28 protein-coding genes and 1 tRNA gene are annotated in these 24002 nt (G+C 38.1%); 22 read left to right on the top strand and 7 right to left on the bottom strand.

Translation table 11 applies throughout. The features are described from left to right. Window positions 1-21 precede the first annotated feature (21 nt). Window positions 22-1251: an aspartate kinase gene (locus tag WAK64_RS00770; protein WP_336585013.1), complete on the top strand. Its 1230-nt coding sequence runs from the start codon at window positions 22-24 to the stop codon at window positions 1249-1251. Window positions 1252-1350: 99 nt separating this feature from the next. On the opposite strand, the gene WAK64_RS00775 is transcribed toward WAK64_RS00770, so the two are convergent. Further along, on the bottom strand, window positions 1351-1800 hold the full coding sequence (locus WAK64_RS00775) for a YslB family protein (protein ID WP_336585014.1): 450 nt from the start codon (window positions 1798-1800) through the stop codon (window positions 1351-1353). 351 nt (window positions 1801-2151) lie between these two features. Between WAK64_RS00775 and WAK64_RS00780 the strand changes: the two genes are divergently transcribed. Genes WAK64_RS00780 through sdhB form a run of 3 tightly spaced genes read left to right on the top strand, consistent with a single transcriptional unit; the run spans window position 2152 to window position 5338 of the window. Further along, window positions 2152-2763, top strand: coding sequence for a succinate dehydrogenase cytochrome b558 subunit (locus WAK64_RS00780; protein WP_336585015.1), 612 nt, complete (start codon window positions 2152-2154; stop codon window positions 2761-2763). Between the two features lie 49 nt (window positions 2764-2812). Further along, on the top strand, window positions 2813-4573 hold the full coding sequence (sdhA, locus tag WAK64_RS00785; protein WP_336585016.1) for a succinate dehydrogenase flavoprotein subunit: 1761 nt from the start codon (window positions 2813-2815) through the stop codon (window positions 4571-4573). A gap of 3 nt (window positions 4574-4576) precedes the next feature. Next, complete coding sequence (gene sdhB, locus WAK64_RS00790) at window positions 4577-5338, top strand: succinate dehydrogenase iron-sulfur subunit (RefSeq protein ID WP_336585017.1); 762 nt, start codon at window positions 4577-4579, stop codon at window positions 5336-5338. Window positions 5339-5399: 61 nt separating this feature from the next. Here the strand turns inward: sdhB and WAK64_RS00795 are convergent, their stop codons facing one another. Next, window positions 5400-5903, bottom strand: a complete 504-nt coding sequence (locus WAK64_RS00795) for a hypothetical protein (protein ID WP_336585018.1) — start codon at window positions 5901-5903, stop codon at window positions 5400-5402. A 633-nt stretch (window positions 5904-6536) separates the two neighbouring features. Continuing rightward, a complete protein-coding gene (locus WAK64_RS00800) occupies window positions 6537-7688 on the bottom strand; it encodes a DUF2927 domain-containing protein (protein WP_336585019.1) in 1152 nt (383 codons plus the stop codon). A 384-nt stretch (window positions 7689-8072) separates the two neighbouring features. On the opposite strand from WAK64_RS00800, the gene WAK64_RS00805 reads away from it, so the two are divergent. From WAK64_RS00805 to WAK64_RS00870, 14 genes are all read left to right on the top strand, one after another. Continuing rightward, a complete protein-coding gene (locus WAK64_RS00805) occupies window positions 8073-8549 on the top strand; it encodes an acyl-CoA thioesterase (protein WP_336585020.1) in 477 nt (158 codons plus the stop codon). A 116-nt stretch (window positions 8550-8665) separates the two neighbouring features. Next, window positions 8666-8890 (top strand): helix-turn-helix domain-containing protein, encoded by a 225-nt coding sequence (locus WAK64_RS00810; protein WP_336585021.1) that lies wholly within the window; start codon window positions 8666-8668, stop codon window positions 8888-8890. 152 nt (window positions 8891-9042) lie between these two features. Continuing rightward, entirely contained in the window at window positions 9043-9501 is a 459-nt protein-coding gene (locus tag WAK64_RS00815) for a MarR family winged helix-turn-helix transcriptional regulator (RefSeq protein WP_336585022.1), read from the top strand. An 11-nt stretch (window positions 9502-9512) separates the two neighbouring features. Next, entirely contained in the window at window positions 9513-10307 is a 795-nt protein-coding gene (gene racE / locus WAK64_RS00820) for a glutamate racemase (RefSeq protein WP_336585023.1), read from the top strand. Window positions 10308-10475: 168 nt separating this feature from the next. Further along, window positions 10476-11555, top strand: coding sequence for a GerMN domain-containing protein (locus WAK64_RS00825; protein ID WP_336585024.1), 1080 nt, complete (start codon window positions 10476-10478; stop codon window positions 11553-11555). Window positions 11556-11664: 109 nt separating this feature from the next. Further along, window positions 11665-12405: a ribonuclease PH gene (gene rph, locus WAK64_RS00830; RefSeq protein WP_336585025.1), complete on the top strand. Its 741-nt coding sequence runs from the start codon at window positions 11665-11667 to the stop codon at window positions 12403-12405. 15 nt (window positions 12406-12420) lie between these two features. Next, window positions 12421-13038 carry an XTP/dITP diphosphatase gene (locus WAK64_RS00835; RefSeq protein ID WP_336585026.1) on the top strand — a complete coding sequence of 206 codons (618 nt, stop codon included), beginning with the start codon at window positions 12421-12423 and terminating at the stop codon, window positions 13036-13038. Continuing rightward, window positions 13035-13544: a metallophosphoesterase gene (locus tag WAK64_RS00840; RefSeq protein WP_336585027.1), complete on the top strand. Its 510-nt coding sequence runs from the start codon at window positions 13035-13037 to the stop codon at window positions 13542-13544. Before WAK64_RS00835 ends, WAK64_RS00840 begins: the two co-directional genes overlap by 4 nt. Window positions 13545-13646: 102 nt before the next feature. Next, a tRNA-Arg gene (locus tag WAK64_RS00845) sits at window positions 13647-13720 on the top strand. Window positions 13721-13830: 110 nt separating this feature from the next. After that, complete coding sequence (locus WAK64_RS00850) at window positions 13831-14799, top strand: tyrosine-type recombinase/integrase (protein ID WP_336585028.1); 969 nt, start codon at window positions 13831-13833, stop codon at window positions 14797-14799. A 233-nt stretch (window positions 14800-15032) separates the two neighbouring features. Further along, on the top strand, window positions 15033-15494 hold the full coding sequence (locus WAK64_RS00855; RefSeq protein WP_336585029.1) for a hypothetical protein: 462 nt from the start codon (window positions 15033-15035) through the stop codon (window positions 15492-15494). Between the two features lie 175 nt (window positions 15495-15669). After that, the gene (locus WAK64_RS00860) at window positions 15670-16137 is read left to right on the top strand and encodes a hypothetical protein (protein WP_336585030.1); all 468 of its coding nucleotides are present in this window, start codon (window positions 15670-15672) and stop codon (window positions 16135-16137) included. 150 nt (window positions 16138-16287) lie between these two features. After that, window positions 16288-16491 (top strand): phage holin, encoded by a 204-nt coding sequence (locus WAK64_RS00865; RefSeq protein ID WP_336585031.1) that lies wholly within the window; start codon window positions 16288-16290, stop codon window positions 16489-16491. 25 nt (window positions 16492-16516) lie between these two features. Further along, window positions 16517-17329 carry an N-acetylmuramoyl-L-alanine amidase gene (locus WAK64_RS00870; RefSeq protein WP_336585032.1) on the top strand — a complete coding sequence of 271 codons (813 nt, stop codon included), beginning with the start codon at window positions 16517-16519 and terminating at the stop codon, window positions 17327-17329. Between the two features lie 654 nt (window positions 17330-17983). Here WAK64_RS00870 and WAK64_RS00875 read toward each other — a convergent pair. Beyond that, on the bottom strand, window positions 17984-18418 hold the full coding sequence (locus WAK64_RS00875; protein ID WP_336585033.1) for a hypothetical protein: 435 nt from the start codon (window positions 18416-18418) through the stop codon (window positions 17984-17986). 246 nt (window positions 18419-18664) lie between these two features. Between WAK64_RS00875 and WAK64_RS00880 the strand changes: the two genes are divergently transcribed. Continuing rightward, window positions 18665-18928 carry a hypothetical protein gene (locus WAK64_RS00880; protein WP_336585034.1) on the top strand — a complete coding sequence of 88 codons (264 nt, stop codon included), beginning with the start codon at window positions 18665-18667 and terminating at the stop codon, window positions 18926-18928. A 90-nt stretch (window positions 18929-19018) separates the two neighbouring features. Here WAK64_RS00880 and WAK64_RS00885 read toward each other — a convergent pair whose 3' ends face one another. After that, window positions 19019-19243: a helix-turn-helix domain-containing protein gene (locus WAK64_RS00885; RefSeq protein WP_336585035.1), complete on the bottom strand. Its 225-nt coding sequence runs from the start codon at window positions 19241-19243 to the stop codon at window positions 19019-19021. 303 nt (window positions 19244-19546) lie between these two features. Here WAK64_RS00885 and WAK64_RS00890 point away from each other — a divergent pair, with 303 nt between their 5' ends. The 3 genes from WAK64_RS00890 to WAK64_RS00900 all read left to right on the top strand — a co-directional run bounded on the left by WAK64_RS00890 (window position 19547) and on the right by WAK64_RS00900 (window position 21798). Next, window positions 19547-20839, top strand: a complete 1293-nt coding sequence (locus WAK64_RS00890) for an FtsK/SpoIIIE domain-containing protein (protein WP_336585036.1) — start codon at window positions 19547-19549, stop codon at window positions 20837-20839. Next, window positions 20763-21344: a replication-relaxation family protein gene (locus tag WAK64_RS00895; RefSeq protein ID WP_336585037.1), complete on the top strand. Its 582-nt coding sequence runs from the start codon at window positions 20763-20765 to the stop codon at window positions 21342-21344. The genes WAK64_RS00890 and WAK64_RS00895 overlap by 77 nt, the downstream gene beginning before the upstream one ends. A 124-nt stretch (window positions 21345-21468) precedes the next feature. After that, window positions 21469-21798, top strand: a complete 330-nt coding sequence (locus tag WAK64_RS00900; protein WP_336585038.1) for a hypothetical protein — start codon at window positions 21469-21471, stop codon at window positions 21796-21798. 29 nt (window positions 21799-21827) lie between these two features. On the opposite strand, the gene WAK64_RS00905 is transcribed toward WAK64_RS00900, so the two are convergent. After that, a complete protein-coding gene (locus WAK64_RS00905) occupies window positions 21828-22745 on the bottom strand; it encodes a right-handed parallel beta-helix repeat-containing protein (protein ID WP_336585039.1) in 918 nt (305 codons plus the stop codon). Window positions 22746-23029: 284 nt separating this feature from the next. After that, on the bottom strand, window positions 23030-23929 hold the full coding sequence (locus WAK64_RS00910) for a right-handed parallel beta-helix repeat-containing protein (RefSeq protein ID WP_336585040.1): 900 nt from the start codon (window positions 23927-23929) through the stop codon (window positions 23030-23032). Window positions 23930-24002 lie beyond the last annotated feature (73 nt).

Genomic DNA, 24002 nt, shown 5'->3' on the forward strand with positions numbered 1-24002 from the left:
TTGAAAAGGGAAGGCGATATCGTGGGAATTATAGTACAAAAATTTGGAGGAACTTCTGTTGGGAGTGTCGAACGAATACAGACAGTAGCTGATCGGGTAATCGATGAATACCACAATGGGAATAAGGTTGTAGTCGTAGTATCCGCAATGGGGAAGGCAACCGATCAGTTAGTTTCCCTTGGTCAAGGGGTAACAAAAAATCCTCCTCAACGGGAATTAGATATGTTATTAACGACAGGTGAACAAGTCACCATTGCCCTTCTTTCGATGGCGTTACATCAAAAAGGGTTTGAAGCTCAATCGTTTACAGGTTGGCAAGCTGGAATCAAAACAGAAAAAGTATTTGGGAATTCACGTATTACGTCCATTGACACAAAGAAAGTTGAAGAAGCCTTATCATCAAATAAAATTGTTGTCGTTGCAGGGTTTCAGGGGATTACAGAGGATGGTGAAATTACCACTTTAGGTAGAGGTGGATCTGATACGACCGCTGTAGCGCTTGCATCTGCTTTAGATGCAGAAAGGTGCGACATTTATACAGATGTAGATGGTGTTTATACCTCGGACCCTCGTTATATTGAAAGAGCCATGAAACTTTCAACTATATCCTATGATGAAATGTTAGAATTAGCGAACTTAGGAGCAGGGGTATTACATCCACGAGCGGTAGAGTTTGCAAAAAATTATTCGTTGCCTTTAGAAGTCCGCTCTAGTATGGAACGAGCAAAGGGTACAAGAATTGAGGAGGAACTAGAAATGGAAAATAGCTTAGTTGTTCGTGGAGTAGCGTTTGAAAAAGAGATTATCCGTATAACTGTGTTTGGTTTAACCAATGAAGTGACAGGGTTGTCGGCTATCTTTTCAGCATTAGCCCTCAACAAAATTGATGTAGATATTATTATTCAAAGTCAACTCGGGGACGGGACAATGAATTTATCTTTTTCAATAAAAGAAAAAGACCTTGAACGTACGCTACAAGTGCTACATTCAAAAAAAGAGTCATTGTTGTTTGATCGGATTGAATCCGAAGACAGTTTAGCAAAGGTGTCCATTGTAGGGTCTGGGATGATATCTAATCCAGGAGTAGCAGCTAAAATGTTTGATACTTTAACAAGAGAAAATATTGCGATTAAAATGGTAAGCACATCGGAGATTAAAGTGTCAGTTGTAGTTGAAAACAACAATATGCTTGCGGCATCAAGAGCTTTGCATACAGCGTTTGAATTAGATACACAAAATGTTCCTATATAAGGGAAAAAGCTGAGGAGATTTCCTCAGCTTTTATGTTATAACACTTGCGTTTTTTACATTCAGATTTTCCGAAGGATGAAGCCTTTTCCTACTTACAGATTATTTTTCGATCTCAATCGGTATTGAACTATCCCATTGAACAATGAGTTCGACGATAGAAGAACGCTTATGTATTTCATTAGTTGCTTCGGTTAACACTTTGTTTTGTCTTTCAAATTGTTGGGCAAGAAACCCTGCTTCTAATTTAAAACATGCATCTTCGTCCATTTCTAGCCGTTTCTCTACGATAGGGCCTGATAAGCGATATACTTTTCTATTCTTTTTTTCAGATGATAAAGTGATTGACCCCCAGCAGGCTTCATAAAAAAAGGTAGTAATTTCTTCAAAGTTATTAAGCGGGAAACGTCTTGCAAGGTGTTTTCCTGCCCAATAGGTTAACTCAGAAGTGTGTTTTCCTAATAGTTCTGGAATCAGTGTATCTCTTAGTAGTTCATAGCCAAAGGAAGGCACAAGTTCATCTTTAATGATTTCTTTATTAATATTTTCCAACTTTCAATCCCCACTTTCTATTCTTTATTATATACAGGTTAATGAGAAATTTCACACACTGTCTAAATTAAAGCGAATTTTTAATTTTTTAAGATAACTTTTTCCATTAAAATCCTGCTTAATATTGGGGTCCAATAAGCAAATTGTATATTTTGCTTGCGTTCATATTTTATTTAAATATTTTTGTAATATTAAGCAATTAAATGTATCCGTTTTCTTGACGCTGTCCACACATGGGAGTAAAATGAACATGTCACATAATTGTTAAAATATGAACTTTTGCATGACTCTATTAAACTCCGTTTAACTAGGGATGAGTGCTGTGAAAATTCATAATTAAGGGGGTATATCATGGCTGGAAACCGCGAGTTTTATTACCGCAGACTTCATTCATTACTAGGTGTAATCCCAGTTGGATTATTTTTAATACAGCATTTAGTAGTGAACAACTTCGCTGTGAAGGGAGAAGACTCATTTAACAAGGCAGCTCATTTTATGGAAAGTTTGCCGTTTCGTTATGCATTAGAAGTTTTTGTTATCTTTCTTCCATTATTATTCCATGCAATTTATGGGTTATATATTGCATTTACAGCGAAAAACAATGCAACAAAATATGGATTTTTCCGAAATTGGATGTTTGTATTGCAACGTATCACAGGTGTATTTACACTAATTTTTATTGCTTGGCATGTATGGGAAACAAGAGTTCAAGCAGCATTTGGTGCAGAGGTTAACTTTCAAATGATGGAAAATATTTTAGCTGATCCGCTAATGATGGCATTTTATATTGCCGGAGTTGTATCTACTATTTTCCACTTTGCAAATGGTTTATGGTCCTTCTTTGTTAGCTGGGGAATTGTTGTTTCACCTCGCTCTCAAGTTATTGCTACCTATGTAACAATTGCAATTTTTGTCGTACTTTCTTACATAGGAATTTCTACATTATTCGCATTTGCTGCATAGTGAATAACAAAATTTAAGTTGATCGGTAAAGGAAAAGGAGTGAGTCACGATGAGCAAAGGAAAAATCATCGTAGTCGGTGGAGGTTTAGCTGGATTAATGGCAGCCATTAAAGCAGCTGAAGCAGGTTCGCCAGTTGAATTATTTTCACTAGTACCAGTAAAGCGTTCTCACTCTGTTTGTGCTCAGGGTGGAATAAACGGAGCAGTAAACACAAAAGGGGAAGGGGACTCTCCTTGGGAACACTTTGATGATACTGTGTATGGTGGAGATTTCTTAGCAAATCAACCACCAGTAAAAGCAATGACAGAAGCAGCACCAGGTATTATTCATTTATTAGATCGTATGGGAGTCATGTTTAATCGTACTCCGGAAGGATTACTCGATTTCCGTCGTTTTGGTGGTACTCAACATCACCGTACAGCATTTGCTGGAGCAACAACTGGTCAGCAATTACTGTATGCTTTAGATGAGCAGGTTCGTCGCCACGAAGTTGATGGACTTGTTACAAAGTACGAAGGTTGGGAATTTTTAGGTGTAGTTTTGGATGATGATGGTGTTACAAGAGGAATTGTAGCGCAAAATCTACAAACGATGGAGATTAAATCGTTTGCAGGGGATGCTGTCATCATGGCAACAGGTGGACCAGGGATTATTTTTGGAAAATCGACAAACTCTGTCATCAATACTGGTTCAGCGGCTTCTATTGTATATCAACAGGGAGCATATTATTCAAACGGTGAATTTATTCAAATCCACCCAACAGCGATTCCAGGAGATGATAAACTTCGCTTAATGAGTGAATCAGCTCGTGGAGAAGGTGGACGAGTTTGGACATATAAAGATGGTAAACCATGGTATTTCTTAGAAGAGAAATATCCAGCTTACGGTAATTTAGTTCCTCGTGATATTGCGACACGTGAAATTTTTGATGTCTGTGTTAACCAAAAGCTTGGTATTAATGGTGAAAACATGGTATACCTAGATCTTTCTCATAAAGATCCGAAAGAGTTAGACATTAAACTTGGTGGAATTATCGAAATTTATGAGAAATTTATGGGAGATGATCCTCGTAAAGTACCAATGAAAATCTTCCCTGCCGTCCATTATTCAATGGGAGGACTGTGGGTCGATTATGACCAAATGACGAATATTCCTGGTTTATTTGCTGCAGGAGAATGTGATTACTCTCAGCACGGTGGTAACCGTCTTGGAGCAAACTCACTCCTTTCAGCAATTTATGGTGGAATGGTTGCAGGACCAAATGCAATTCGTTATATAAACGGTCTTGAAAAACGAGCAGAAGATATTCCATCAAGTGTGTTTGAAGCACATGTAGCGAAAGAACAAGAAAAATGGGATAATATCATGTCAATGGATGGTACTGAAAATGCGTATGTTCTCCATAAAGAGCTTGGTGAATGGATGACAGATAACGTAACGGTTGTACGCTACAACGACAAGCTAAAGCAAACAGATGAAAAGATACTGGAGCTAATGGAGCGTTATAAAAACATTAATATTCATGATACAGCAAAATGGAGCAATCAAGGTGCAGTCTTTACACGCCAATTACAAAATATGCTTCAATTAGCACGTGTTATTACAATTGGTGCGTTAAAGCGTGATGAGAGTCGTGGTGCACACTATAAACCAGATTTCCCTGACCGTAATGATGAGGAATTCTTAAAGACAACGATGACAAAATACAATTCTGAGACGAATGAACCTGAATTCCATTACGAAGAGGTTGATACATCTCTCATTCCTCCTCGTAAACGTGATTACACGAAAAAGAAAGGGGGAAAATAATCGATGAGTAACAAGACGGTACGTTTTAAAATTACTCGTCAAGATGGTCCTAATTCTGAACCTTATGTCGAAGAGTTCGAATTAAATTATCGCCCTAATATGAACGTTATTTCGGCTCTAATGGAAATACGTCGTAACCCTGTAAATGCCAAAGGAGAAGCGACGACACCTATCAACTGGGATATGAATTGCCTAGAAGAAGTATGTGGAGCTTGTTCAATGGTCATTAATGGGAAACCTCAACAATCTTGTACAGCATTAGTAGATAAATTGGATCAGCCAATTCATTTAGAACCAATGCGAACGTTCCCTGTTGTACGGGATTTACAAGTAGACAGAAGTCGTATGTTTGATTCGCTGAAAAAGGTAAAAGCTTGGATTCCGATTGACGGCACATATGATTTAGGACCAGGACCTCGGATGCCAGAGAAAAAGCGTCAATGGGCATATGAATTATCTAAATGTATGACATGCGGTGTCTGCTTAGAAGCATGTCCTAACGTAAACAGCAAATCTAATTTTATCGGCCCTGCACCACTTTCTCAGGCTCGTCTTTTTAATGCTCATCCAACAGGAGCAATGAATAAAGATGAACGCTTAGATGCCTTAATGGGTGAAGGTGGACTTGCTAATTGTGGAAACTCCCAAAACTGTGTTCAATCATGTCCAAAAGGAATTCCACTAACGACATCAATTGCAGCGTTAAACCGTGATACAACATTCCAAATGTTTAAAAACTTCTTCGGAAGCGACAATATGGTATAAACAAAGAAAGATAATTGAAAACACATTAGAATTCGCCACAGAATTCTAATGTGTTTTTTTGTTATCGATCTATTTCAACTAACACTACTTGATAATGCAAGTAATATGGAAAAGTGATGTGAATAGAATTTGAGTTAGAATCTTCTTCGGTATTAGAAATATAGGGTTCTCCGTCTAATAGAAATTCATAAGTAACTCCTTCTTCTGGCCTTGCCAATGCTAATTCTGCCTCTTGAAAATACGAGTTTTCTGGATCTAAATAGAATATAGGTTCAAGTGGTGGTTCATTATCAATTTCAAAAGAAAGTAGTTTGTTTTCTTTATACCACCATTTTTTCGCCTCGATTTCTAATTCATAGGCACCATTTTCTGTGACTGTATGTCCAGGCTGAATTTCTTCTTCGTTAAGCCTTATCGTAAATTGTCCGGCTAACTCTTCATCAATTTGGATGGTTTGTTCTGTCGTATAGATTTTCTTATCTTCTACTCCATCAACTTCAATGGAAGGTTTAAGTGAGCAACCAGTTAGGAAAAGAAACAAGAAGAGTAAGAGCATTTTTTTCATGAGTTTACACTCCCTTTTAGTCTAGAATTATTTTTATAACATGTGGGATTCAAATTATTAGAGAAATAGTCCATTCATAGAATTTTAAGTAGTAAAGAGTAGAATAGCAAATAAAAATAGGAAGAACGAACTATTTTACCGTATAAGCCTTTTGTTAATAAAAGTTTAATAAAGATATTTTCATTAAAGGAACAACCAAACCGAAAATTCTCAGTGAAAATAGGGAAGTACGATTATGGAGACATGAAAAAGGGTAAGAAACTTAAAATTTTACAGTACTAGAGGTCAAATAACTTTAGTAGATTTGAAATGAAGTTTGTTCAATCATTTACTTCGTACGGTATAATTCTGATGTGTTTTTTATTGAGGAAGGCATGATTGGGGAATGATGGCTTTAATTCTTAAGAAAAACTCAATGCGATACACAAAAAGTCCGCCACAAAGGTTGCGGCGGGTCTCCCTATGAGAATAATACCTATTCATAAGGTACATGTTACGTTATTTAATAACTTGAAAAGCAAATTTTGAACGATTCTATATTGAAGAGAGTTTTTTAGAAAAATTGGTTAACTCTCCTCAGTGAAATTTCTATATTTAAATGAATGATCTTATTAGAGAAAAGGAATTTATCTTTTACTCGTCTTCTATTATTCTATGCTTAATTGCTTTTTCAATACGAGTTTCATTCATACCAAGTCTGATTTCACCTAGATATAGGATTTCAATCATTTTCTTATATTCATCACTTAGCTCGATTTTGTCGGTAGAATTAGGAGTAATGATGCTTTCTGAATCATCTTCATCAAAACGGTTTGGAATTCCTAGGGAGTATAAAAGTAAATTTAAAATTGTTAATTTACGGTCTCTTTCCTCCTCTTCTATTCCAACAATAATATCGGATCGACCAAATCCTTCTCCTGTATAATAAGGATAATAGCTTGTAAATCCGGTGATACCTGATATATCTTCATCCCACCCCAAATCATAAAATTGATTCTTCGGTACAAAATAGATGTCTATTCTGTTTTGAGGGCTCCTTCCTGCCTCGTTATCTACTAGAATTAAATCAATTGGTAGGATTACATTTACTTGTTCTAAATAGGATTCTAAGGCTTCCAAATCTTCATCTGTAGGAGTGCCGTGTACTTGCACGTTAGTATCGCTCAACCACTTCCCTAGCATATAGTCATCCTCTTCGGTCTTAAACATTATCTCATAAAAAAGATCAATCTCTTCTCGTGAAAACATCGTGTTGTTCATAGAAAAGGGAATAGTGGTTTCCGAAGTAAGGCCGTTCTTCTTCTTCGCTATTATGTTAAATGTATGGTCACCCTCTTCCGCATATATGATCAAGCTAGAATCTTGCTCTGTCGCCGTATCCATATAAGGCTCTCCATCTAATAGAAACTCGTATGTAACATCTTCTACCCTTTTTAATCTTAATTTTGCTTTTTTAAAATACCTATCTAATGGAGCATCGTGGAAAGAGGGTTCATTTGGAGGCTGATCGTCAATTTCAAAGGAAATCGTTTTGGTTTCTTTAATCCCCCATTTTTTCGCCTCGATTTCTAATTTATAGGCACCATTTTCTTTGATTGTATGTCCAGGTTGAATGTCTTCTTCGTTAAGCTTCATCGTAAATTGTCCAGCTAACTTTTCATCAATTTGGACGGTTTGTTCTGTCGTATAGATTTTCTTATCTTCTACTCCTTCAACTTCAATGGAAGGTTTAAGTGAGCAACCAGTTAGGAAAAGAAACAAGAAGAGTAAGAGCATTTTTTTCATGAATTTACACTCCCTTTTAGTCTATAATTATTTTGAATAATATGTGCGATGAAATAGTCAATCTATATTATTTTAAGTAGGAAAGAGTAGAATAGCAAATGAAAATAGGAAAGATGATTTATTATTGCGCTTGAGTCATTTATTATTAAAAATTTACAAGTTATTATTTTGTATTACTAGTAAACAATTAACAATGTCTCTTCATTAACATCAATCAAACCAGAACTTCTACAATGATGAAGACATGAAAAAGAGTAAGAAACTTAAAATTATACAGTACTAGAGGTCAAATAACACTAGGTAGGGTAGTTTTCAATCTAGCTGATTAAAGTTATAATAGGAGAATAAAAATGAATGAATAACCATTCAGTAGGGGTGTTTTAAATGAAAAAAATATCATATATTGACAATATAATAGAATGGAGAAATGAATTTGAGTTTTTTAAACCCGTAACAGTTCGATTTTCTGAAACGGATATGTTTGGGCATATGAATAACACTGTTCCATTTGTTTATTTTGAGCAAGCCCGTATCGAATATTTAAAGAGCTTACATTTTATGCAAGAGTGGATAAAGCCAACAAATGACACAATTCCAGTTGTGGCAGATTTACAATGTGATTTTCTCCAGCAAGTATTTTTTGGAGACGAGTTAAATATTTTCGTAAAGGCCTCAAAAATAGGCACATCTTCTGTAGATTTGCATTATATGTCAGTAAATAGAAAAAATGAAATATGTTTTGTTGGAAGAGGAACAATTGTACAAATATCTAAAAAGACAGGGACAGCCATTCCTTGGACTGAGGAAATGAAAGAGAAAATGAGGGGATCTTATCATCGTTCCCCAACAATTCCATTATAATATTTCCTTATGTTTGGATGTCACTCTCAATGCCTGTATCACATAGAATAACACGACGACCATTATACCCATCCCCACGTGGTTAAAGCTGGCGAAGGCAAGGAGGGTTACAATAATTGAAGGACAATGATTTTGCACACAAACCATTACTCACCAAAAGGGAAAGAGAGGTTTTTGAACTGTTAGTACAGGATAAGACAACGAAAGAAATTGCAAGTGAGTTGTTTATCAGTGAAAAAACAGTTCGGAATCATATTTCCAATGCCATGCAAAAGCTTGGAGTGAAGGGGCGTTCACAAGCTGTGGTAGAACTTCTTCGTATGGGGGAGTTAGAGCTTTAATGTTTAACCGGTTCCGACTCGAGAGGGACCGGTTTGCTATTATTTATTGAATTACATAAATGGGAAAGCAGTTGATTCTTGAATTTTTTCAAGAAAAAAGAGAAAATAACATTAGAAAGTTTTTTTAAGAAGGATTGAGGAGTGCTTTATGAATGAAGAATGAAGGAGTTATGACAGACGAAAGAATGAGTGTTGTTTCTGATATAGAAAAAGATTTACGTTATATTTCCGGTATAATTAAGCAAAAGGGACGTGAGATTTTAAGTCAGTATACGATTACGCTCCCTCAATTTATTGGACTTCAATGGTTATTAGAGGAAGGAGACATGACAATTGGAGAGCTGTCGAATAAAATGTCTTTAGCCTGTAGTACAACAACTGATTTAATCGATCGATTGGAGAAAAATCAACTCGTAAAGAGGGTAAGGGCTGAACATGACCGAAGAGTGGTTCGAATTCACCTTCAAGATGAAGGGAAGAGGATTATTGCCGATGTAATTAAAAAAAGACAACAATACCTTCAAGGTGTTTTAAATGGCTTTTCAGAACAGGACATAACTCTATTGAAGAATCAACTAGGTAAACTACATCAAGAAATGAAATTAGAATAGAGGAACAAGGATTGAAAAAACCGATAGGAATAATTGATTCAGGTGTAGGGGGGTTAACTGTCGCAAAGGAAGTTATGCGACAGCTTCCAAATGAAACGATTTATTATGTTGGAGATACGGCTCGCTGTCCCTACGGCCCACGATCAAGCGAAGAAGTAGCTCGTTTTACTTGGGATATGACGGAGTACTTAATTCAGTATGATATAAAAATGTTGATTATTGCTTGCAATACGGCAACAGCAGTGGTGCTAAATGAAATTAAAGAAACATTGTCTATACCTGTTTTAGGTGTAATACTTCCAGGCGCCAGAGCAGCATTAAAACACTCTCATTCTGGTAAAATCGGAGTGCTCGGGACGGTAGGAACGATTAGGAGTAATGCGTACAGTAAAGCCTTGAAATCGATTAACCAGGATGTGAAAGTATCTGCACTGGCTTGTCCAAAGTTTGTTCCGCTTGTGGAAAGCGGGGAATATGAAGGTGATTTCGCAAGAAGAATCGTTAGCAAAACCCTTCAACAAATGAAAGCGGATCGATTAGATACATTAATTTTAGGATGCACGCATTATCCATTATTGGAGCCAATTATTCAAGAAGTGATAGGGGCTGAAGTAAAGGTAATCAGTTCAGGTGAAGAAACAGCTAGAGAAGCTAGTACAATACTTGATTATAATGAGTCCCTTGCTGTAGGAGACCACACACCTCACCATCGTTTCTTTACGACGGGATCTAGTAAGATCTTTGCTCAACTAGCGTCAAAATGGCTTCAACAAGATCATCTTATCGTCGAGACAATTGATTTATAAGGATAGGACCTTTGCACTCAGGCAAAGGTCTTTTTTTTACGTTTATGGATAATCTTTGGAATCTACGTTTACATAAAATCAATTTCAAGCATTTTTTTATAAGCTTCGGTCTATTTTATAAAAGTGCTCGTATACATATAGTACAAACTGTCTTAGGAGGGGTTAGCTATGTCGAAGCGCTTTAAGGCAACAATGGTGTTTGTCCTTACTTTAACCTTATATTTGTCAGGCTGTGGATTATTTGGTGAAGATGAGAAAAAGAAGCTAGATCCGCCAGAAGAGGTATCACAATTAGAAGAAGGAGAAAGTGTCGAAACAAGTGATTCTACTGATGATGATTCAGTCACGAGTTCTATGGATGAATCGAGTGAGAAGGTTATGACAGAACTGTATTTAATAGACGAAAATGGTTATGTTGTGTCACAAACATTACCATTACCTAAAACAGAAAGTGTTGCCAAGCAAGCGGTAGAACATTTAGTTACGAATGGACCAGTTTCCAATATTCTACCGAATGGCTTTAGAGCGGTACTGCCTGCTGATACGACGGTTGATGTGAACATAAAAACGGAGGACAAAATGGCTGTTGTTGATTTTTCTACTGAGTTTGGAAATTATGAGGCAGAAGATGAAGAAAAAATACTTCAAGCTGTTACGTGGACGCTAACCCAATTTGAGAATGTTGAAAAAGTTGAGTTTAGAGTAAACGGCTATCCTTTAACAGAGATGCCGGTAAACGGTACAAAGATAAGCCCTGATGGTTTATCAAGGTCAATGGGGATTAACATTGATCCTGAAGGTGTGATTGATATTTCAAACTCTCGGCAACTAACTGTCTATTACTTAGCACAAAATGAAGGTTCCATGTATTATGTACCAGTTACTAAACGTGTAAGTAATATTGAAGGGAGTAATATAAATGCCGTTGTCGCTGAGCTTATCAAGGGACCTAGTTATTCTTCTAATTTAGTTAGTGAGTTCTTTCCAGATGTTGAACTTTTAGACACTCCAACGGTTAAAGATGGAGAGGTAACGTTAAACTTTAATGAGGCGATATATGGAAGTTTTGAAGAAAAGATGATTTCCACTGAGTTATTAAACTCTCTTGTTCTTTCCTTGACAGAGCAAACAAACATTAAAAAAGTTTCAGTTCTTGTTAATGGAGAAGGGGAAATTGTGAATGAGCAAGGTGAATCATTAAGTGAACCTGTTACTCGCCCTGAAAAAGTAAATACCGTCAGTTTTTAAAAAAGTATATTTTGTTATACTATATAGATGATGAGTGTAAGAGGTAGGCAGGTAAAAATGCCACCTCTTCTCTTTTTGAAAAAGAGTGTAACAAATGGAGGGACTATTTATGCGAGTAGATGGTAGACAGGCGAGACAACTGAGAAACATACATATTGACACAGAATATTTAAAACACCCAGAAGGATCTGTTCTTATAACCGTTGGAGATACGAAGGTAATTTGCACAGCAAGTATCGAGGAACGAGTACCTCCTTTTATGCGGGGAGAGGGGAAAGGTTGGGTATCAGCAGAATATGCCATGTTACCTCGTGCGACGGAATCTAGAAATATCCGTGAATCGTCTAAAGGGAAAGTTTCAGGGAGAACGATGGAAATTCAGCGTCTCATCGGACGAGCTTTACGTGCTGTTGTAGACCTCGAAGCTTTAGGAGAAAGAACTATATGGATTGACTGTGATGTTATACAAGCAGATGGAGGGACGAGAACTGCGTCCATTACAGGTGCCTTTGTTGCAACTGCCTTTGCATTAGCTAAGTTGCAAGATGAGAAAAAGCTACCACAATTTCCTTTGAAAGATTATTTAGCTGCTACAAGTGTAGGGGTTGTAAAGGAGAAAGGTGTAATCTTAGATTTAAATTATATTGAGGACTCTAGTGCTCTTGTTGATATGAATGTCATTATGACGGGTTCAGGAGAATTTGTTGAGCTCCAAGGAACTGGAGAAGAATCTACCTTTTCCATGAAAGAACTTCAGGAGTTATTAGCTGCGGCGGAGAAAGGAATAGTGGAACTTTTTGAACTTCAAAAAAATGCACTTGGTGAGATTGCTAATCGTTTAAATCTATAAATGATAGGAGGAGAAATGGTGGAAAGGAACGTGTTAATTGCTACCAAAAATAAAGGGAAAGCAAAAGAATTTGAGCGAATGTTTGCGCCCTACGGCTTTCAAGTCACTACTCTATTAGATATTGAGAATGCGATTGATATTGAAGAAACGGGAACCAGCTTTGTAGAAAATGCTCTTCTAAAAGCAGAAACGGCTGCAAAAGAATATCAAACGATGGTTATTGCAGATGATTCTGGGTTAGCTGTTGATGCACTAAATGGGGAACCAGGAGTGTATTCCGCTCGCTATGCAGGTAGTGAGAAAAGTGATGAAGCCAATATAGAGAAAGTATTGGAGCAGCTAGAAGGAATGAATAAAGAGAAACGAACGGCTCATTTTTGCTGTACGTTAGCTGTTGCCGCCCCTGGGAAGCAATCGGTTACTGTCGAAGGGAAATGTGAAGGCATCATTACAGAGGAAAAACGAGGAGAGAATGGCTTTGGTTATGACCCCATCTTCTTTGTTCCTTCGCTTGGAAAGACAATGGCTGAAATGTCACCGTTAGAGAAGAATCAAATTAGTCACCGTGGTAACGCTTTAAAGAAGCTTGAATCCATTCTTCCTACAATTATTAATGAGGCTAACACCCGATGAAAGTATTGGTTGTAAGTGATAGTCATGGGTCACGAAAAGCACTACTTGATATTCAGAAACACTATGGAGGGGAGCTTAACGCAATGTTTCATTGCGGAGACTCTGAACTTCATGAAAATGACGATGCACTAAAAGGCTTTCAAGTCGTAAAAGGGAACTGTGATTGGAACGGCCAATTTCCAGAAGAAATCGTACAGCAAGTTGGAAGCGATGTCTTCTTTATCACACATGGGCATCTCTATAATGTGAAAATGACATTAATGAATGTAAGTTATAAGGCAAGGGAGCATAATGCTACTATTGTTCTATTCGGTCACTCACATATAGTAGGAGCTGAATTAATCCATGGAATGCTTTTTATCAATCCTGGCAGTATAGCACTACCACGTAATCGCAAAGAGAAAACGTATTGTTTAATAGAAAGAAAAGAAAAGATGGTCATTGTTTCGTTTTTTGATGAAAATCATGACGAACTTATTGATTTAAGACAAGAATTCTTTATATAATAAGCGAGGAAGGAATTTTTTTCTTCCTCCAACATTTTTTTAAAAAAGTTATTGACTTTATTACGATGCAACCATATAATAATAAATGTCCTTAACAAATATGTCCCAGTAGCTCAGCTGGATAGAGCAACGGCCTTCTAAGCCGTCGGTCGGGAGTTCGAATCTCTCCTGGGACGTCCAAAACGGTTAGCCAAAACGGCTAGAAACCGCATGAAATCAACCTTCTAATACGTTCAGTTGAAACGGTCAATGTATCGGTCAACTAGCGAATTAGGAGGTTTTTTTCATGACGAAAAGAAAAGCGTCATTAGTAGTCAACACGGATTTATCGAATGTTTTTAACGAAAAGCCAATACGGAAAAAAGTGAATGGTTTTCCGATAGAAAAAGCGTTGTCAACGGTATTACGTCAAATGAAAGCGGCTGGACTTCGTGACCGAACGATTATGGATTATAAACTGCACGTTAATCATTTCGTTAAAGTTACCGAGGTAGAGGTTATTGAGGAATTAAACGCGGATCATATTTACGAATGGCTGTCGTCGATGGAAGTTAGTAACCAAACGAAATTAACTCGTCTGAAGTGTATAAAGGCATTTTTAGGGCGTTGTTTCGATAACGGATGGTTAGAGATAAATTTTTGGCGAAATATTAGAATTAAGGTCAATAACCCGGTTAAAGAAGGAGCGACAGACCAGGATATCAAAACGCTCCTAACACTACTGGATTTAACACGTTTCGTAGAGTTAAGGGATGCGGCAGCTATTTTAATTATGTACCAGACCGGCATACGCGTCGGTACACTATCGCAATTAAAGAGTAAGCACGTCAACCTCGATGAGAAGATGTTAAAAATTGATGGGGGAATAATTAAGAATCATGAATCGATCTATCTACCGTTTGACGAAGTTCTTGCACGGTTGTTAGAAGCGTTGATTCAGCAAAATGAAATAGTACGTAAAGAAAATAATGTTCACAACGATTTGCTTTTCATTACAAAAAACGGCGGGCCTGTTGCGACAAGTCCGACGAATAATAACATTATTAAACGACTTAGCAGATATGGGAAAGACTTTGGGTTGAAAAATGTTACACCGCACGCTTTACGCAGAGGGTTCGCTAAAAAATTACTTGATAAGGGCGCTAATATTGCTCTTATATCTAAGGCTTTGGGGCACAGCGATATAGCGGTAACAACGAGGTATTTACATTTGGATAAGGAGGAAGTAGCAGAAAATTTACGGGACTTCTTATAATTGATTACAGCGTCAGTTCTTCGGAACTGGCGTTTTTTTTTGCGAAAAAGTGTGACAAAACGAAATTCAACTCCATTATAGAATAGAGGGCGAAAAAATTCGGAATGTTTGCGCCAGTTGTATATTCCGAATCGTATTATGGAATGTAAAAGTTTTTGAGAAAATGTGCGAAAGTGGAATCTCACGGGGCAAAAACTACGCTGTAGAATATTTTCATTACGGAGGGGAAATCGATGGCACAAGCGTACATTCGAACGGGCAACACACGGACTGGCTTCAGCATTGTATTTCATGAATTATTCGACCTATATCATCCGTACATAGGCGATAAGGCAACGATGTATTATCTGTACTTGCTACGTTTTCGAAATAATGAGCGAGGGGGACAGGCCGAAGGAAAGTCGTGGAAAGGTCGAAATAGTGTGGTCGAAAAGTTTCAACTATCGTTTTCAACGCTGCCACTACTCGACGAAATTTTAGAAGCAAGCGGATTGGTGACGATTGAAAGAAAGCCGGTTGGTCGCGGAAAAGATAAAATTTATTACATCGTGCATGATCCGTCAAGCCGGGAGAAATTTCGTGAAAGTGAGGGTGATATGAGAGAAAGCCTATCGAAATTAATAGACGAAGATAGACCTATTAAAAACCTTCTCGGTAAAGAAGAGGGAGCTAAACTTACGCTAGAGAAGGGATAAATCTTCGTCACAGTAGATTATAATCTCTTCTAGCGTTAATGAAAAAGAAGTACTTAAAATGAACTAATTAAAAAGAATAAATACTTTCCGGCTCATAAATTCGCCGGGGTAACTATCGATCTAATGCATTTATCGAAAAGAACTTATCGATAAGAAAATAAAGGGAGGAATCGCAGTGAAAAACACGTGCCACATGGCGGTCCATAAAACGACAGGAGAATTTTTCGGAGGTAAGAAAAACGGAACTCATATCGGCTACCCTAAACGCCAATTCTTAAAAAGCGCTATGACGAACGCAGATATTAAACATGCCGAATATCATTTCGTATCGCTATCATTTGACGAAAATTTCACGCCAACACTAGCGAAGGAGGAAAGCGAACAGAACAATGCGCCAGTAAGCCAGCAACAAAGGCGTGATGAGATCGTCGAACAGGCGAAACAATATGTCGCTGAGGCACTTTCGGATTTAGACGTTGAATTTATCGTCAATATAGAGAAACGTACAGTTGTAGCATTGTATCGTGAGACTTATCTTTTCCCGGACCGAAGAATTATTCGAGGAAGGGGAATCGCTAAATGTGACCCGAATGACTGTTTCAACGTTCACCTCGGAAAGGCTATTGCGTTGCGTCGAGCGTAGCCAAGAAAAATAAAAACGATATAAGCGAATCGAAAGCGAATAGTCAATTTCGATTTAATTTAACAGTGGGTGCGATACTGACGATTACGGGGTTTCTCGTGACGATCGGTGTCGCTATTTTTAAATAACACGAAAAAGGGAGCGATTTTTATGAACCGATTTAAAAATTACGCATTATGGGCGGCAGTGCTGGCGTTTGTGCCATTACTGGCAGATAGTTTACAAGTTTACGATATCAGCGTTATCTTGCCGGGCAACTACGACAACTTGGTGATTTCGTTTCTCGGAATACTTGTGTTAGCGGGGGTAATCAATAACCCGACTAGCGGAAAAGGGTTGAAAGACGACGAATAAAAAAAATTCTAAGGGAGCGGTTTATATGAGATTTGTATTTGAAGCAGGACACGGACTAAGCACAGCGGGAAAACGTACTCCGGATGGCGAAAAAGAATGGAGTTTTAACAATAAGCAACTTCTCGCTTGTCAAAACTTCCTAAAAAACTATGAGGGCGTACAAATTCTACGTGTAGACGATCCGTCCGGAAAGCGTGACGTACCATTAAAAGAGCGAACGGACAAGAGTAATCGTTTCGGTGCCGATGCTTATGTGTCTTTTCACAACAACGCAGTAAGCGGTGCTAAATATGGCGACCACGAGGGAATGGAGACATACTCCTACATGGGTAGAAATCCCAAGAGCGAAAAACTACAAAAGGCTATTCACAAACACTTAATTAAGGCTACGAAAAATAAAGACCGAGGTAGAAAAGAAGCAAATTTTCATGTACTCCGAGAGACAAAATGCGCGGCTGTTCTAACAGAATCATTCTTCATGGATTCTAAAAATGATATTAAAAAATTACGTGATGATTCTTATCTTAAAGCAACCGGAGAGGCTATCGCAAAAGGAATCGTAGAGTGTTACGAGTTAAAAAAGAAGTCCAAAAAGCCTAAACCTGACTATGTAGGAAAACGTGCTGAGAGTATCTACAAAGGATCGGATGGATTAAATTTTTACTCGAAGGCGACGTTTAACAAAAAATACCGAGCTGGCGTGCTAAAATATCAATACGGATTTCCAAAAATCTTGAGAAAGCTGAAGGTAGAAGGGGCTAATATGTTCGAAGTTAAAAACTCAAAAGGAAAAACGTATTATATTACAGCAAGCGAAAAATATATCCGTGTAGAATAATTTAATGATGAAATAATCAAAATAATATTACTCCTACGATTAAACATCAAAAAATACCCCCTTTTTATAGTAAAGAAATAGGGGGTATTTTTCATTATTTATTAGTAATGGATGTAAATATTACCAGAGTATGCAGTTCCATGATTTACTACGAAATCTTTTTCTAAAACATATGCAAGACGATATGTTCCTGAAGATCCGAAGTGCTTATCAATATTTATTTGTATCGTTGGAGAACGAAAGGCGAACTCCCCCAGTGAACAGTTCCTTTGTCTACCCATTTTCCGGATTGATATTTTTCGACACGAATGTTATATGGAATTGTACCTCCACATGAAGTAGAAGGTTTTTTAGCATAAACATCAACGGTTTTCGCTCCTGGTTGATAATAATTGTATGCATCAGCCTATACATCTACTTGACAAGGTCCATTAGATCCTGAATGCCATGCAGCACTAGCTTCAGTAGTTGATACTAAAAACAGACAAATTACTAATAATGGAAAAATTAAAAATCATTTCTTTAATTGTTTCATTGTTTTTCACTCCGATTAGATTAATTTTGCGCAAAGATAAAGTATAGTATAAAAGTTTAATAGTGTGAATAAAATTAACCGGGTTCCTAAATAAGAACCCGGTTAATTTTCATTAAATCCTAATAATGAATATAAATATCGTGTGACTCTACTTCTCCGTCTGCTATCTGTTGTCCATTGTGCATTAATATATTTATTCTATACGTCCCCGATGATCCAAAGTATTTGTCTATGTCAATTTGTTTGGTTGGTGTGCGAAATGCAAACTCACCATTTAAAGGCACGTTTAAAGTTGTAAATTGCCAACCGAAACTATACTTTTTTTCTATACGAACATCATAATATACAGAACCATCGCATGATGAAGACGGCTTTGAGACATAAAAGTCAACAGTTTTTGCACCAGGCATGTAATAGTTAGTGTAATCTGTCCACACTTTTGCTCCACAATCACCTTCAGGTCCAGTTCCAGCACTAACTTCATTTGTGGAGATAAAAAATAATCCCATTACTAAAAAAGGAATAGATAGAAATAATTTCTTTAATTGTTTCACTTAAATTCACTCCTATTATGTAAAAATTCACTAGCAATGAGAAATTATAGTATAGAAGTTTAATAATGTAAAGGGAAAATTGAATAATAGTAGCACCTTTGGTTATATTTGTATTGTTACCTTCAAACCGAAAGTAGTTATCATCTTTCGGTTTAATTTAAACAAAAAATTACGAATCTTCCAACGAATTATTGCGTATATACAATTAGATAAGGTAAAATTAAACGAAAAAGGGATCGATTTACAATGCCCACTACGTTAAAGTTTTCGGGCTATCTAACTGTAGTTTGTGCGGTTATTACGGCTCTTTACGTTTTGAATATCGAATATCTCGAATACAAGGGTATATATGCGATCAGTATAGTTGTTGCAAGCTTTCCTATAGGTTTAGGTGCTGTATTAATAGCTAAAATATACGAAAAATTAACGGAAGGTGAAAGCGGTGGGGGAGTTCTTTCCGATATGAATTATATTCGAGAAAGAAATAAACAGCGTCGTAAATTTTTTTAATAGGAGTACATACCAATAGCCCTCGCTCACTAGCGGGGGCCTTTTATATTTGCCGAAAAACTCCGAGAAAAAGCCTTTACCGTGTTCCACTTACATATTGAAAAAATCATTCCTATCAACAGTGTAGCCTTTTCTTTCTAATGCCCTTTGAACTTTAACCCACGTTGCAATTCGAGGACTATAATCTTCATCATTACACATATTAGAGATGGTTGTTCTTCCGACCTTCGAACATTTTGCAACCTCGTCTTGCGTAAGCCCCTTTTTATCTAACCACCGACCGAATGTACTTCTCTTCTTACCAAGTCCAAACATAACATTCCATCCTTTTCGTTTTTACCTAGTCTCGTCTATGTTTCCCGAATTTAAACCTAGGGAAAAAAAGTGGAATATCGGACAAACCTACGAGCGTACGCTTTACCAAACAGCAAAATTTCCGTTTGAATTGCCGAATACATTTCCGTTTAGCTTTCCGATTGTTTTTCCGTGGCGGAAATTTAAACGGAAATTAAAAACGTAATAATGTCAGCGTTCAATACGGATTTTTCTTTTCCGTTTAAGAGGGACTATTCCTTTAGAATACAGTGGATTTCTTTCATATTTAACGGAGGTGAGAGCATGATTTTCGAAATTGCTTCAACCGTGGTTATGGGCGGTATACTAGGCACAACGTTTTATCATCAGCAGGGTGGAGGCGGAAACGATCATTCGAAAATCGAAAACATAGCGAAAAATTGCGGGCTTGTCTCGAAAGATGGAAAAGCGATTCGCATTCTCCGCAAAAGCAAGCACGCTGGCTACACCGAATATGTGTATCAGATTCCGCAAGGCTTGTCGTTTAAGGATTTCAAATTGAAGCTCGACCACTTTCAAGACGGACTAAACGCCAAGAAAACGGTATTCGATTTTTCGTTAAGCGACATAAAAGAAATCGATTGGAAACGAAACGTACTGCAACAAATACGGGATATAATCGAAAAGAAAACGAAACAACGAAAGTCTATCGAAATGGAATACGACGGGGCTTTAAAGATTTTCGTTTATGAAACCGAACTAACAAAGAAATATGTATTAGATGAAGTGAATCTCGATAAGTTTAGCGGTTGGAAGGTACCCGTTGGCATGAGTCGAAAGGGCGCGTTAATACACGACTTTGAGCAGCGACCTCACATGATTGTGGCCGGCGCAACAGGCTTCGGAAAATCCGAATTCATAAAAATGCTCATTACGGTACTAACGCATAGCCAGTCGGACAACGCTCGCTTTCACCTTATCGACCTTAAAGGCGGGCTCGAACTCGGTCGTTTTAAAAACATGCGACAAGTTGAAACGTTTGGGCGAAATCCTGACGAAGCAAGGATAATTCTCGATAACATTCAAGCTGACATGAGCGCCAAGCTCGACGATTTATTCGCGCAAGGCTATAAGGACATAGCCGAAGCGGGACAGAAGGAACGTTACTTTGTTTTTATCGACGAAGCTGCCGACATAGCGGACGATAAGCAATGCATGGCGATTACAACAGACATAGCACGGCGAGGCAGAGCGGCAGGGTATCGACTGATTTACTCGACACAGTACCCAACGAATGAAACATTGCCGAGTCAAGTGCGTGCGAACATTGGTGCTAGGGTTTGCTTCCGATTGGAAACAAACGTACAGAGTCGCGCAGTGCTCGACGAAGGAGGAGCCGAGGAATTGCCGGAAATTCAAGGGCGAGCAATCTTTCGCCGAGTATCGAATCACATTGTTCAAACGCCATACATTGAGCGAAAGACAATCGAAAAAGTAATCGGGCCAAATATCGTAATCAAATCACGAAAGGAGGCCGACTATGAACACTCGAGTTATAAAACGCCAACAAAGGGAGGAAGCGATACTCTTATCGTTGAAGAAACTGAATTATCTTAGTCGATCGCAGATTCAGCGTTTACACCGGTTAGGCAGCGACAGGAATGCGCGGATTGTATTGAAAAGCATGACGGAATATCTGTCGTACACTCGTGAAGGAGAAAAGGTTTATTATCTGAATAAAGAGGGACGCGATCGAGTGCAAGCGCAGAAGGTTTGTAAAAAAACGATACAAATTCACCATTATTTAATGCGAAACGAAGCCTTCATTGCCTTGGGGCAACCGGCCACCTGGAAAAACGAAGTGAAATTCGGTATGAAAGGCGTGGGGTCCATCGTAGCAGATGCGGTGTTTCAACGCGGCGACCTATATACAGCGATTGAAATCGACTATTCGCAAAAGATGACGATTAACAAATCGAAAGTAGAAACGTATCGGGCGCTAATGAGGAAAAATCGATTTAATCTCATATGGGTGACGACGACAGAGTATCGACGAAAGCAACTGGCGAAGTTATGCGAGGGAATGTCGGTGAAAATATATACGATTAATGACTTCAAATAAAGGAGCGATGAAAATGTTTTTTCAACCGAAAGTGCAAACGGTAGGTAGTATATCGGACTTTCTTAGCGGGCGACATAGCAAGCAATCTAGCAGACGCGCGGTTAGCAAAAGAGTCAGGTCGTCTGTGGCAACAGTAGCGACCGGCACTGCGGCGGCAAGTTTGACGAATACGCTTTTCACTACGCACGCCTATGCGCAAGGACCGGCCGATTATGTCAAGGGCCAAGCGAAAGAGAAAATAGTCGAGGCCTTTATGCCGTTAGTCGAGATGATACAGGCGTTGAGTTATCCGATTGCGTTGGTTATGCTGACGGGTGGAGCGCTCATGTTTATGATAAATCAAAAAGAAAAAGGCATTTCGCTCATACAAAACGCCTCGATCGGTTATATTCTCGTTCAACTCATGCCGTTGATGATGCAGTTGCTTGTCGGAATAGGGAATACAGTGGGTTAGAAACATAAGGACGCGTCGAGTTGACTCGTTTAGGTACACAAGCCAGGCGGGTCACTATTACCGCATTTGTTGCCATCGAAGGTGTTGTTGGGTGGTTCTGCACCTGGTCCTGCTTCGATGTCAAATTCGAAGTTATTTCTCGCTTTGTTGAAGCGGATGGTGTTGCCAGTTCTTCCAGTAGGAATTAGGATACCTGCATCAGTATCATCTGTTCCATTGTTACGAACAATATTTGAATCAATTACATTTAAACCAGGCCCAACAAAGGTCTGGACAATTATCCCACTATTGACATTGTTACACACATTATTCTTGATAACTTGATTACTGGTTGAATTAAATTCAATTTGTACTCCGAACTGGTTTCTAATAGATGTATTACTCCATACGCTATTCAAAGTTCCAAACAAGAAAAATCCAGCATTCACATTATCTTTAGCAATGTTATGAATGAAAAAGTTGATTCTTCCATTAACCGAAAAACCTCTTAAAAAGTTTTGACTACTTTCGTTACGAATTAAACAACTCATCCGTCCGCTATCAAGGAACTCAAATCCATGTCCGCCGTTAATCGAAGCTACACACTTAATAATTAAATTATTTTCTCCGTTGTTTGTAAATCCATTATTTGAGGCTGTAGATTCGATAGATTTTAGTATGTTATTATTCGAATTCACCTCAACACCACTAGCTTGAAATCCTTGCACGGTAAACCCTTGCAATATTGTTCGATCAGCACTCACTACCACACCGTCACTGGTTCCCTGCGCAGGAGCACCCGCAATAATCGTCCGACCTATCCCGCAACCGAATATTTTCAAGTTTTCCACGTCTACCTCAAACCCATCGAATGTCCCAGCTAAAATCTTTATACTATCGCCCGGACTTGATGCAACAATCGCATCCTGTACCGTTAAGAAATCGGTAGGTACAATTCGTAATGCCATATCTTTTACCTCCCTTCATAATAAGCGTTACTAGAGTATATGAAAGGAGCGCTTTAACGGCTTGTACTATGCGGATAATTGTACGTTTAACTATTGATGTTGATTCGTTTTTTATACGCTAATAAGGCGGTGAACATCGGATTGAATAGTATATCTGTTTCGATTGTTTCAAGCGCAATCATTTACGGAGTTTGTGAATTCGTTGCAGCGGGAACAGCCGAAGAAGGTGCAGGTGAGTAGTGGCGGAATAAAGGTGCGAATAGGGTGAAGGGCGCGTCAAGCGTTTAGGTACACAGTCCAGGCGGGTCACTATTGCCGCACTGGTTTCCGTCGAATGTATTAGCAGTATCAGCAGGCGGAATGGCTTCGATGTCAAATTCGAAGTTATTTCTCGCTTTGTTAAAGCGAATGGTGTTGTCTTCAGCTGAAGAATCAACAAAGATACCTGAACCGCCAGTAACATCATTTCCGTTATTTTTAACAATATTAGAGTCAACAGCATTAAAATCTGCATTATTATCCAATAAAATACCGCTTTCAAAGTTGTCACATACACTATTACCAATAATATTGTGATTATCGTCATCAATTTGGATTCCACAGTTATTCCCCAAAAATTTATTCTGTAAAATGGTCGTGAAAGGTTCATCTAAGTCTAACCCGTCACTGGTATTGTTCTTAGCTAAATTAAATAATAATTTACTTCGTTCATCCGATATTGAATAACCATCATTAGAGTTTTGAGAACTTTCACAGTTAATAATGCAGTTATTTGTTCCATTAGAATCAAATCCATCGCTATTTAGTGATGTTTTACATTTTATGAATAAATTATTTTCTCCAACATTAAAAATACCGTCGCCACTGTTTAACTTTGTCTCGATCTCTTTTATCAAGTTAGTATTAGATGATATAAAAGTACCGTCATCTGCAAAACCTTGCACCGTAAATCCCTGCAAAGTTGTTCGGTTAGCACTTACCACTACGCCGTCATTACTTCCCTGCGCAGGAGCACCCGCAATTATCGTCCGATCTATTCCACAGCCGAAGATTTTCAAGTTTTCCACGTCTACCTCAAACCCGTCAAACGTCCCAGCTAAAATTTTAATGCTATCGCCCGGACTCGACGCATCAATCGCATCCTGTACCGTTGGTTCGTCCGTTGGTACAATACGTAATACCATATCTCGTAAACCTCCCTTCATAATCAGCGTTACTAGAGTATATGAAAGGAGTACTATAACGGCTGTTACTATG

The sequence above is a fragment of the Bacillus spongiae genome (assembly GCF_037120725.1).
In the GTDB taxonomy this organism is placed as follows: Bacteria; Bacillota; Bacilli; order Bacillales; family Bacillaceae_K; genus Bacillus_CI; species Bacillus_CI spongiae.

Bases quoted from the DNA above. Each gene is read 5' to 3' on its own strand.
- WAK64_RS00780 (WP_336585015.1), top strand. From the start codon at position 2,152: ATGGCTGGAAACCGCGAGTTTTATTACCGCAGACTTCATTCATTACTA.
- sdhA (WP_336585016.1), top strand. From the start codon at position 2,813: ATGAGCAAAGGAAAAATCATCGTAGTCGGTGGAGGTTTAGCTGGATTA.
- sdhB (WP_336585017.1), top strand. From the start codon at position 4,577: ATGAGTAACAAGACGGTACGTTTTAAAATTACTCGTCAAGATGGTCCT.
- WAK64_RS00795 (WP_336585018.1), bottom strand. From the start codon at position 5,903: ATGAAAAAAATGCTCTTACTCTTCTTGTTTCTTTTCCTAACTGGTTGC.
- WAK64_RS00800 (WP_336585019.1), bottom strand. From the start codon at position 7,688: ATGAAAAAAATGCTCTTACTCTTCTTGTTTCTTTTCCTAACTGGTTGC.
- WAK64_RS00805 (WP_336585020.1), top strand. From the start codon at position 8,073: ATGAAAAAAATATCATATATTGACAATATAATAGAATGGAGAAATGAA.
- WAK64_RS00815 (WP_336585022.1), top strand. From the start codon at position 9,043: ATGAAGAATGAAGGAGTTATGACAGACGAAAGAATGAGTGTTGTTTCT.
- WAK64_RS00825 (WP_336585024.1), top strand. From the start codon at position 10,476: ATGTCGAAGCGCTTTAAGGCAACAATGGTGTTTGTCCTTACTTTAACC.
- rph (WP_336585025.1), top strand. From the start codon at position 11,665: ATGCGAGTAGATGGTAGACAGGCGAGACAACTGAGAAACATACATATT.
- WAK64_RS00835 (WP_336585026.1), top strand. From the start codon at position 12,421: ATGGTGGAAAGGAACGTGTTAATTGCTACCAAAAATAAAGGGAAAGCA.
- WAK64_RS00840 (WP_336585027.1), top strand. From the start codon at position 13,035: ATGAAAGTATTGGTTGTAAGTGATAGTCATGGGTCACGAAAAGCACTA.
- WAK64_RS00850 (WP_336585028.1), top strand. From the start codon at position 13,831: ATGACGAAAAGAAAAGCGTCATTAGTAGTCAACACGGATTTATCGAAT.
- WAK64_RS00855 (WP_336585029.1), top strand. From the start codon at position 15,033: ATGGCACAAGCGTACATTCGAACGGGCAACACACGGACTGGCTTCAGC.
- WAK64_RS00865 (WP_336585031.1), top strand. From the start codon at position 16,288: ATGAACCGATTTAAAAATTACGCATTATGGGCGGCAGTGCTGGCGTTT.
- WAK64_RS00870 (WP_336585032.1), top strand. From the start codon at position 16,517: ATGAGATTTGTATTTGAAGCAGGACACGGACTAAGCACAGCGGGAAAA.
- WAK64_RS00880 (WP_336585034.1), top strand. From the start codon at position 18,665: ATGCCCACTACGTTAAAGTTTTCGGGCTATCTAACTGTAGTTTGTGCG.
- WAK64_RS00885 (WP_336585035.1), bottom strand. From the start codon at position 19,243: ATGTTTGGACTTGGTAAGAAGAGAAGTACATTCGGTCGGTGGTTAGAT.
- WAK64_RS00890 (WP_336585036.1), top strand. From the start codon at position 19,547: ATGATTTTCGAAATTGCTTCAACCGTGGTTATGGGCGGTATACTAGGC.
- WAK64_RS00895 (WP_336585037.1), top strand. From the start codon at position 20,763: ATGAACACTCGAGTTATAAAACGCCAACAAAGGGAGGAAGCGATACTC.
- WAK64_RS00905 (WP_336585039.1), bottom strand. From the start codon at position 22,745: ATGGCATTACGAATTGTACCTACCGATTTCTTAACGGTACAGGATGCG.
- WAK64_RS00910 (WP_336585040.1), bottom strand. From the start codon at position 23,929: ATGGTATTACGTATTGTACCAACGGACGAACCAACGGTACAGGATGCG.